This window comes from Streptomyces sp. NPDC050263 (assembly GCF_040655955.1).
Taxonomy (GTDB): Bacteria; Actinomycetota; Actinomycetes; order Streptomycetales; family Streptomycetaceae; genus Streptomyces.
On sequence record NZ_JBFAKW010000077.1, the window covers coordinates 34,746 to 44,269 of the forward strand.

General features: G+C 69.8%; 7 protein-coding genes. 1 reads left to right on the forward strand and 6 read right to left on the reverse strand.

Annotated elements, in window-relative coordinates; all coding sequences use genetic code 11:
• Window positions 1-4: 4 nt before the first annotated feature.
• The 4 genes from urtD to urtA form a co-directional block, all read right to left on the reverse strand.
• The gene (urtD, locus tag AB0J04_RS29195) at window positions 5-802 is read right to left on the reverse strand and encodes an urea ABC transporter ATP-binding protein UrtD (RefSeq protein WP_363171549.1); all 798 of its coding nucleotides are present in this window, start codon (window positions 800-802) and stop codon (window positions 5-7) included.
• Window positions 799-1,947, reverse strand: a complete 1,149-nt coding sequence (gene urtC, locus AB0J04_RS29200) for an urea ABC transporter permease subunit UrtC (RefSeq protein ID WP_363171550.1) — start codon at window positions 1,945-1,947, stop codon at window positions 799-801. Before urtC ends, urtD begins: the two co-directional genes overlap by 4 nt.
• On the reverse strand, window positions 1,944-2,831 hold the full coding sequence (urtB, locus tag AB0J04_RS29205) for an urea ABC transporter permease subunit UrtB (protein WP_363171551.1): 888 nt from the start codon (window positions 2,829-2,831) through the stop codon (window positions 1,944-1,946). The genes urtC and urtB overlap by 4 nt, the downstream gene beginning before the upstream one ends.
• Window positions 2,832-2,931: 100 nt before the next feature.
• Window positions 2,932-4,185 carry an urea ABC transporter substrate-binding protein gene (gene urtA, locus AB0J04_RS29210; RefSeq protein WP_363171552.1) on the reverse strand — a complete coding sequence of 418 codons (1,254 nt, stop codon included), beginning with the start codon at window positions 4,183-4,185 and terminating at the stop codon, window positions 2,932-2,934.
• 256 nt (window positions 4,186-4,441) lie between these two features.
• Between urtA and AB0J04_RS29215 the strand changes: the two genes are divergently transcribed.
• On the forward strand, window positions 4,442-4,930 hold the full coding sequence (locus tag AB0J04_RS29215; RefSeq protein ID WP_363171553.1) for a MarR family transcriptional regulator: 489 nt from the start codon (window positions 4,442-4,444) through the stop codon (window positions 4,928-4,930).
• Here AB0J04_RS29215 and AB0J04_RS29220 read toward each other — a convergent pair.
• Together AB0J04_RS29220 and icmF are read right to left on the reverse strand one after the other, a co-directional pair.
• Window positions 4,887-6,005: a substrate-binding domain-containing protein gene (locus AB0J04_RS29220; protein ID WP_363171554.1), complete on the reverse strand. Its 1,119-nt coding sequence runs from the start codon at window positions 6,003-6,005 to the stop codon at window positions 4,887-4,889. The genes AB0J04_RS29215 and AB0J04_RS29220 overlap by 44 nt on opposite strands.
• 76 nt (window positions 6,006-6,081) lie before the next feature.
• Window positions 6,082-9,306, reverse strand: a complete 3,225-nt coding sequence (gene icmF / locus AB0J04_RS29225) for a fused isobutyryl-CoA mutase/GTPase IcmF (protein WP_363171555.1) — start codon at window positions 9,304-9,306, stop codon at window positions 6,082-6,084.
• Between the last annotated feature and the right edge of the window lie 218 nt (window positions 9,307-9,524).

The following is a 9,524-nucleotide window of genomic DNA, read 5'->3' on the forward strand; positions in this document are numbered from 1 at the left end:
GTCGTCACGCCTCCTCGGCGACGGGTACGGCGGCGGGTTCGACGAGCGGCTCCGGCTCCGGTTCGGGCTCGGACGCGCGTCCCAGGTAGACCTCCTGGACCTTGGCGTCGGCCTGGACCTCGGCGACCGATCCCTCGCTGAGGACCTTGCCCGCGTGCAGCACGCTGACGCTGCGCGCGAAGGAGCGCATGAAGTCCATGTCGTGTTCGATGACGACGACCGTGTGGTCTTCGCTCACCCGCCGCAGCAGCTCGCCGGTGGCCTCGCGTTCGTCGTGGCTCATGCCGGCGACCGGCTCGTCCAGGAGGAGGAGCTTCACGTCCTGGACGAGCAGCATGCCGATCTCCAGCCACTGCTTCTGACCGTGGGCCAGCACCCCGGCGGGGCGGTCGCGCAGCTCGGTCAGGCCGGTGGTCTCCAGCGCCTTCGCGACCGGCTCGGGGATGTCCTTGCGCCGCCGCAGCATCGTCCACACGCCCCGCCCGGCGCCCGCGGCGATGTCGAGGTTCTGGAGCACGGTCAGTTCCTCGAAGACGGTGGCCGTCTGGAACGTGCGGCCGATGCCCATACGGGCGATCTTCTGTACGGGCTTGCCCAGCAGGTCCTGGTCGCCGAAGCGGACCGATCCGGTGGCCTTCGCCAGGCCGGTGACGGCGTCGACCAGGGTGGTCTTGCCGGCGCCGTTGGGGCCGATGAGGAAGCGCAGGTCGCCGGGGCGGATGTCCAGGTCGACGCCGTCGACGGCGGTGAACCCGTCGAACGTCACCCTGAGGTCGCGGACGGTCAGTCCCTCGCCGCTCATGCTGTCTCTCCAGTCGTACGGGTACCGGCAGGGGCACGGGTACCGGCAGGGTTGCGGCGCTTGCGCAGGACGACGCCGAGGGAGGCCAGGCCGCCGGGCAGGAAACCGACCGCCACGACGAACAGCAGGCCCTGGAGGTACGTCCACGCGGCGGGGAAGGCGTCGGAGAGCGTGCTCTGCGCCCAGGCCACGGCGATCGCGCCGAGCACCGCGCCCACGAGCGAGGCCCGGCCGCCGACCGCCGCGCCGATGACGAAGCCGATGGACGGCACGATCCCGATCAGCGCCGGGGAGATGATCCCGACGGCCGGCACGAAGAGGGCGCCGGCCAGGCCCGCCATGCCGGCCGCGACGACGTACGCGACGAGCTTGACGCCCGCCGGGTTGTAGCCGAGGAAGCGCACCCGCTCCTCGGAGTCCCGTACGGCGACGAGGAGTTCGCCGTAGCGGCTGACGAACAGCTGGCGAGCGGCGGCCATCAGCAGCAGCAGGACGACGGCGATGATGAAGTACACCGTGCGCTGGTTGACCGGGTCGTCGAGCGAGTAGCCGAAGAAGCCCTGGATGTCGGTGAGGCCGTTCGTGCCGCCGGTGGTCGCCTGCTGGCCGACGAGCCAGATGGCCAGGGCGGCGGCCAGGGCCTGGCTGAGGATCGCGAAGTAGGCGCCCTTGACCCGGCGTTGGAAGACGAAGAAGCCGAGCAGCGCGGCGACCGCCATCGGCAGCAGCACGGTCATGGCGAGCGCGAAGCCCGGGTTGGCGAAGGGCTTCCACCACCACGGCAGGGCGTCGCCGGTGCCGTACAGCTGCATGAAGTCGGGGAGCGTCTCGCCGGTCGCGGCGGCGTCGGCGAGCTTGAGGTGCATGGCCATGGCGTAGCCGCCGAGGCCGAAGAAGACGCCCTGGCCGAGCACCATGAGTCCGCCCCGGCCCCAGGCGAGGCTGACGCCGACGGCCACGATCGCGTAGCACAGGTACTTCGCGAGGAGGGAGAGGCGGAAGTCGGAGAGGGCGGCGGGAGCGACGGCGAGGAGGGCCACGGCGCCGAGGGCGAAGGCGCCGGGTACGCGCAGACGTTCCAGCAGCGGGGCGGCGGGCGGCGTCACGGCGGCGGTGGCGGGGGGTGTGGGCGTGGTCGTCGTCATGCCAGGCTCCGGGTGCGCAGTGTGTACAGGCCCTGGGGTCGCCACTGGAGGAAGGCGACGATCGCCACGAGCACGACGACCTTCGCGACGCTGACCGTCGTGGAGTACTCGAGGACCGACTGGAGGACGCCGAGCGCGAACGCGGTGATCACGCTGCCCTTGAGCTGCCCGATGCCGCCCACGACGACGACCAGGAAGGCGTCGACGATGTAGTTGGTGCCCATCGTCGGGCCGATCGGGCCGACCAGCGTGAGGGCGACGCCGGCCACGCCCGCGAGTCCCGAGCCGATGAAGAAGGTCATGCGGTCGACGCGGCCGGTGGCGATGCCGGACACCTCGGCGAGGTCGCGGTTCTGCACGACGGCCCGGATGCGGCGCCCGAGCGGGGTGAGCCGCAGGATCAGCGTGAGGGCGAGGACGCAGAGCAGGGCGAGGCCGAGGATGAACAGCCGGCTGCTGGCGAAGGTGACGCCGCCGCCCAGCGAGATGTTGCCGGTGAGCAGATCGGGTGCGTGGGTCTGCACGTTGGGGGCGCCGAAGACGTCCCGGGCGAGCTGCTGGAGCATCAGGGAGACGCCCCAGGTGACCAGCAGGGTGTCCAGCGGCCGGGTGTACAGACGCCGGATCAGCAGCCATTCCAGGAGCGCTCCCATGGCGCCGGCGACCAGGAAGGCGACCGGTAGCGCGACCAGCAGCGAGACACCCGCGCTGCTGATGGACTTCTGCAGGACGTAGGTGGTGTAGGCGCCGGCCATGATGAACTCGCCGTGCGCCATGTTGATCACGCCCATCTGCCCGAAGGTCAGGGTCAGGCCGAGCGCGATGAGAAGCAGGACGGCACCGATGCTGATGCCGGTGAAGGACTGGTTGAGGACGACCGTCATGAGGCGGCTCCGGGTCGGGGACGGGAATGCGGGTGCGGGCTCGCCATGGGCGTGACCCGGCCCGGTGAGAGGGCCGGGTCGCACCGCGGGAGTCCGGGGATCAGGACAGGCCGGCGGCCCAGTCGTAGCCCTTGAGGTACGGGTCCGGCTTGATCGGGCTGCCGGAGTTCCACACCTCGGTGATCAGACCGTCCGCACCGACCTTGCCGATCCGGGCGGTCTTGTAGACGTGCTGGCTCGCGCCGTCGACGGTGACCTTGCCCTCGGGGGCGTCGAAGGTGATGCCGTCCGAGGCCGCCTTCACCTTGGCCACGTCGAACGAACCCGCCTTCTCGACCATCGCCTTCCACAGGTAGACGGAGATGTAGGCGGCCTCCATCGGGTCGCTGGTCGGCTTGTCCTTGCCGTACTCGGCCTGGTAGGCCGCCACGAACTTGGTGTTGGCCGCGCCCGGCGTGGTCTCGTAGTAGTTCCACGCGGTCAGCTGGCCCTCCAGGTACTGGGTGCCGATGCTCTTCACCTCCTCCTCGGCGATGGAGACCGACAGCACCGGCATGCTCTTCGCGGTCAGCCCGGAGGACTTGTACTCCTTGAAGAAGGCCACGTTGCTGTCGCCGTTGAGGGTGTTGAACACGGCGTCCGCGCCGGAGCCCTTGACCTTGTTGACGATGGTGCCGAACTCCGTGGAACCGAGCGGCGCGTAGTCCTCGCCGACCACCGTCATGCCCTTGGCCTTCGCGTACGCCTTGATGATCTTGTTGGCGGTGCGCGGGAAGACGTAGTCGCTGCCGACCAGGTAGAGCTTGGTCAGCCCCTGCTTCTTGAGATAGTCGAGCGCGGGCACGATCTGCTGGTTGGTGGTGGCGCCGATGTAGAAGATGTACGGCGACTCCTCCAGGCCCTCGTACTGCACCGGGTAGAAGAGCGGCGACTTGTACCGCTCGAAGACAGGCTTGACGGCCTTGCGGCTGGCCGAGGTCCAGCAGCCGAAGGTGGCCGCGACCTTGTCGTCCTTGATCAGCGCCTCCGCCTTCTCCGCGAAGGTGGGCCAGTCGGAGGCGCCGTCCTGGCTGACGGCCTTGAGCTTCTTGCCCAGCACTCCGCCGGCGGCGTTGATCTCCTTGATGGCGAGCAACAGCGCGTTGTGGACGGTGACTTCGCTGATGGCCATGGTGCCCGACAGCGAGTTCAGCAGACCGACCTTCACGGTGCTGCCGGCGGTGTCCGCCTTGGCGGCGGAGTCCGACGACGTGTCACTGCCCGTCTTGGCGCCACAGGCGCTGAGGGCGGCGGACGCGCCGACCGCCGAGAGGCCGGCCAACAGGCCACGTCTGCTGATGCTGAGCCCGGACATACGAAACCTCGACTCTGGGAGGAAGCCAAACGGAACGCGCTTCAGGGAAGGGGGCGTTGGCGCACAGCCTGCGAGGGAACTGTTTCCGGAGAGTTTCGAAGCAATTGAAGAACAGTTTCCAGTGGAAGTAAAAAATGGGGACCAAAAGAAATGATCCACAGTCAGTTTATGTTTCCCGGGGAAAGGATCCGTTTTCCTGTAGGCTCGGGCGGGCGACCCCGCACGGGGAACACAGGGCTTCGAGCGGAGGAGTGCGATGTCCAAGCGGCCCCAGGATCTGCTCCGGCTGCTGACCCGCGCCGAGCGCCTCTCCGTTCGCCGGGTCCAGGCCGTGCTGGACGGGTTCGACTGCTCGGTGGAGGCATGGCGGGTCCTCGACCTGCTCTCCGACGGGCACGGGCACAACATGACGGCCCTCGCCGACCACGCCTTCCTGCCGGCCCCGAGTCTCACCAAGCTGATCGACCAACTCGTCGACCAGAACCTGGTGTTCCGCAGGATCGACCCCGCCGACCGGCGTCGCGTCCTGGCCCACCTCACCCCGCGCGGCATGCAGCGATGGCAGCGGATGAACCGTGAAGTGCGGGCCGACTGGGTCGAGTTGGAGCCGCTGCTCGGAGACCTGGGCGAGGAGCAGGGCGCACGCCTGGAGATGCTGCTGGATCAGCTGGCGGCGGCACTCGAAGAGGGCCGGAGCGCGGTCACGACGACCCGTGCGGAGCGCGGAGCTGGGCGAGCACGTTGAAGTCGAGCCCGTCAGCCTGCGCGAGGTAGATGCGCTGCCGCACGTGCCGGCCGTCCAGGCTCAGCAGCCCGCGCGGGCCTTCGTACGAGACGCTGTCGGCTGCCGCGCCGATGGCGGACACGTCCAGGGCGCGCGCCCGTTCGATGAGCGCCGCGAGCAGCAGCACGCCCTCGTAGCAGGACTCGCCGAGGCTGCCGGGCGTCGGCGCCTCCGTCCCGAAACGGTCGGCGTACCGGCCGTGGAAGTCCATGGTGTTCTGGTCGGCCAGGGAGGCGAAGAACCCGGCCGTGCTGAACAGGTCGACGGTGGCTCCCGGGCCGCTGCCCAGCAGCATGTTCTCGTCCATCAGCGTGCTCAGCCTGAGGCTGCGCTGGTCGAGCCCGGAGGCGGCGAAGGCCCGGTTGAAGCGGACCGCGTCGCTGCCCACCAGGAGCATCAGCACCCCGTCGGCGTCCGCCCGCTCGATCCGCCGCAGCACGTCCCCGAAGTCCTCGGCGCCGAGGGGCAGATACGCCTCGCCGCAGACCCGGCCCCCGCATTCGCGCGCGTAGCGGCGGGCCGCCCGGGCCGTGTGCCGCGGCCAGACGTAGTTGTTGCCGACGACGAACCAGCGGCGCACCCCCCGGGCCTCGGTGAGCAGCCGCATCGCGGGCAGCAGCTGCCCGGAGGGGGTCTCGCTGGTCATGAAGACGCCCTCGGTGCGCTCCCCGCCCTCGTACAGGGCCGTGTAGACGTACGGCACCCGGTGCGCGACGCGGGGCGCGACCGCCTGTCGCACGGAGGAGATGTGCCAGCCCGTGACGCCCTGCACCGCGCCCGTCGCCACCAGGGCCTCGACGTCCTCGGCGACCTTGTGCGGGTCGGCGCCGCCGTCGACCTCGACGAGCCGCAGCTCTTTGCCGAGGACTCCGCCCGCCTTGTTGATCTCCTCGGCGGCCAGCCGCGCGCATGCCTCGCAGGTGGGGCCGAAGATCCCGGCGGGCCCCTGCATCGGGTACACGAGCGCGACGTTCAGGGTCGAACCGTCGGCCGTGACCCACTCGGGGGTGTGGAGGCGGAGCTGCGGCCGGTGCATGGGCACATGATTGCCTGACCCGCGTCCCTGCCCAAGAGCGGGCCCGCATCGAGACCGATTCGTAGGCCTTGGGAGGTCAGACGTTGCGGCGGTACTGGCCCCCGACCTCGAAGAAGGCGTCGGTGATCTGCTGGAGCGAGCAGACCCGGGCGGCGTCCATGAGCACGGCGAAGACGTTGTCGCCGCTCACCGCCGCGTCCTTGAGCGCGGCCAGGGCGGTGTGAGCCGGGTCGCGATGGCCCTCCTGGAAGTCGCGCACCCGCTCCAGCTGGGAGTGCTTCTCCTCCTCGGTGCCCCGGGCGAGTTCGATGACGGCGGGTTCGGCGGTGTCGGCGTGGGGGTTGCGGAAGGTGTTGACGCCGATGATGGGCAGGGTGCCGTCGTGCTTGCGCTGCTCGTAGAGCATCGACTCGTCCTGGATCCGGCCGCGCTGGTAGCCGGTCTCCATCGCGCCGAGGACGCCGCCGCGCTCGCTGATCCGCTCGAACTCCGTCAGGACGGCCTCCTCGACGAGGTCGGTGAGCTCGTCGATGACGAACGACCCCTGGAGGGGGTTCTCGTTCATCGCCAGGCCCCACTCCCGGTTGATGATCAGCTGGATGGCCAGGGCGCGCCGGACGGAGTCCTCGGTGGGGGTGGTGACGGCCTCGTCGTAGGCGTTGGTGTGCAGGCTGTTGCAGTTGTCGTAGAGGGCGATGAGCGCCTGGAGGGTGGTGCGGATGTCGTTGAAGTCCATCTCCTGGGCGTGCAGGGAGCGTCCGGAGGTCTGGACGTGGTACTTCAGCTTCTGCGACCGGTCGCCCGCGCCGTACTTCTCCTTCATGGCGACGGCCCAGATCCGGCGGGCGACCCGGCCCAGCACTGCGTACTCGGGGTCCATGCCGTTGGAGAAGAAGAAGGAGAGGTTGGGCGCGAAGTCGTCGATGTGCATACCGCGCGCGAGGTAGGCCTCGACGTAGGTGAAGCCGTTGGCCAGGGTGAAGGCGAGCTGGCTGATGGGGTTCGCGCCGGCCTCGGCGATGTGGTACCCGGAGATGGACACCGAGTAGAAGTTGCGGACCTGGTGGGCGATGAACCACTCCTGGACGTCGGCCATCATCCGCAGGGAGAACTCGGTGGAGAACAGGCAGGTGTTCTGCCCCTGGTCCTCCTTGAGGATGTCGGCCTGCACGGTGCCGCGGACGTTCGCCAGTGCGTGCGCGCGGAGTCGGGCGGCCTCCTCCGGGGCGGGGTCGCGGCCCTCGGCGGCGCGGAACCGGTCGATCTGCTGGTCGACGGCGGTGTTGAGGAAGAACGCGAGGATCGTCGGGGCCGGGCCGTTGATCGTCATGGAGACCGAGGTGGTGGGCGCGACCAGGTCGAAGCCCTCGTAGAGGGCCTTCATGTCGTCGAGGGTGGCCACCGAGACGCCGGAGGTGCCGACCTTGCCGTAGATGTCGGGGCGCTCGCCGGGGTCGCGGCCGTAGAGGGTGACGGAGTCGAAGGCGGTGGACAGGCGGGTGGCCGGCTGGCCCTCGGAGAGCAGCTTGAAGCGGCGGTTGGTGCGGAACGGATCGCCCTCGCCGGCGAACATCCGGGCCGGGTCCTCGCCGTCGCGCTTGAAGGGGAACACCCCGGCGGTGAAGGGGAAGCTGCCGGGCAGGTTCTCCCGGCGCCAGAACCGCACCAGCTCCCCGTGGTCGGCGAAGCGGGGCAGGGCGACCCGGGGGATCTTGTTGCCCGAGAGGGACTCGCGGGTCAGCTTGGTGCGGATCTCCCGGTCCCGGACCTTCACGACCTGCTCGTCGCCGGAGTAGGAGGCCACGACGGCGGGCCAGTTCGCGAGCTGTTCGCCCAGATCCTGCGGGAGTCGTCGGCGGGCGTCCGCCAGCAGTGCCCGTACGTTGTCGGCGTCGGAGCCCGCCTCCACGAGCTCGCCCTCGACCGCCGCCAGACGCTGCACCCGCCTCGCCGCCTCGGTCAGCCGCTCGGTGCCGGCGTGGTAGGTGCGGACTGCGTCGCTGACCTCGGCGAGGTAGCGCACCCGGTCGGCGGGCACCACCTGCCGGATGCCGGAGGAGTGCCGGACGTCGACGGGAGCGAGCGCGCCCTCGGTCAGCGGCAGCCCGTGCTCGGCCAGCGTGGCCTTGAGATGCTGGTAGAGCGCGGTGACGCCGTCGTCGTTGAAGGTCGCCGCCGAGGTGCCGTACACCGGCATGTCCTCGGGCCGCATCCCGAACGCCTCCCGGTTGCGGACGAGTTGACGGCCGACGTCGCGCAACGCGTCCTTCGCGCCGCGCCGTTCGAACTTGTTGATCGCCACGACGTCGGCGAAGTCGAGCATGTCGATCTTCTCCAGCTGCGAGGCCGCGCCGAACTCCGGCGTCATCACATACAGCGAGGAGTCGACGAACGGCACGATCGCCGCGTCGCCCTGGCCGATGCCCGGCGTCTCCACGATCACCAGGTCGAACCTGGCCGCCTTCACCACGTCGATCACCTCGGACAGGTGCTCGGGCAGCTCACGGCTGCCACGGGTGGCGAGGCTGCGGAAGAACACCCTGCTCCCGTCGAGGGAGTTCATCCGGATGCGGTCGCCGAGCAGTGCTCCGCCGCCCCGGCGCCGGGTCGGGTCGACCGCGATCACCGCGATCCGCAGCTTGTCCTGCTGGTCCAGCCGGAACCGCCGCACCAGCTCGTCGGTCAGCGACGACTTCCCCGAGCCGCCCGTGCCGGTGATGCCCAGCACCGGCACCGGCCGCGCCGCGGCCCGCAGCCGCTCAAGAAAGTCCCGGGGAAGCTTGCCCAGCTCGGCGCCGGTGATCGCGCGCGCGACGGCGAACCGGTCACCGGCGAGCACGGCCTCCGCGTCGGCCGACCTGCTCTCCCACAGATCGAAGTCGCAGTCCCGCACCACCGAGTTGACCATCCCGGCGAGGCCCATCCGCTGCCCGTCCTCCGGGGAGAAGATGGTCACCCCGCTGCCGCGCAGCCGGGTGATCTCCTCGGGCACGATGACCCCGCCCCCGCCGCCCACCACACGGACGTGGCCGGCTCCCTGGGCACGCAGCGACTCGACCAGGTACTCGAAGTACTCGACGTGCCCACCCTGGTAGGACGAGACGGCCACGCCGTGCGCGTCCTCCTCCAGCGTGGCGTCCACGACCTCCTGCACCGACCGGTTGTGCCCGAGATGGATCACCTCCGCGCCCTGGGACTGGAAGATCCGCCGCATGATGTTGATCGACGCGTCATGCCCGTCGAACAGGGCCGAAGCCGTGACGAGACGGACGGGGTGCACGGGACGGTGGAGGTCGTTCATGGGGGCCTTCCCGGACTGATCAGAAAAACGCTGACAACTAAATACTAGGACGTCCTAGTAAATCGCTGGAGACCGGGACGGCCATGTGACCAGTGGCACAGCGAGCGCACGGAACGGCGGCCGGCCCCTAGGGGGCTTCTGATGGATCTCCGTGGGAGAAGGAGCGGCGTTCGGTGCGTGCTCTCGGTGTGCCGGGCGAGAGTCCTCGTAGCGGAGCT

Bases quoted from the DNA above. Each gene is read 5' to 3' on its own strand.
- urtD (WP_363171549.1), bottom strand. From the start codon at position 802: ATGAGCGGCGAGGGACTGACCGTCCGCGACCTCAGGGTGACGTTCGAC.
- urtC (WP_363171550.1), bottom strand. From the start codon at position 1,947: ATGACGACGACCACGCCCACACCCCCCGCCACCGCCGCCGTGACGCCG.
- urtB (WP_363171551.1), bottom strand. From the start codon at position 2,831: ATGACGGTCGTCCTCAACCAGTCCTTCACCGGCATCAGCATCGGTGCC.
- urtA (WP_363171552.1), bottom strand. From the start codon at position 4,185: ATGTCCGGGCTCAGCATCAGCAGACGTGGCCTGTTGGCCGGCCTCTCG.
- AB0J04_RS29215 (WP_363171553.1), top strand. From the start codon at position 4,442: ATGTCCAAGCGGCCCCAGGATCTGCTCCGGCTGCTGACCCGCGCCGAG.
- AB0J04_RS29220 (WP_363171554.1), bottom strand. From the start codon at position 6,005: ATGCACCGGCCGCAGCTCCGCCTCCACACCCCCGAGTGGGTCACGGCC.
- icmF (WP_363171555.1), bottom strand. From the start codon at position 9,306: ATGAACGACCTCCACCGTCCCGTGCACCCCGTCCGTCTCGTCACGGCT.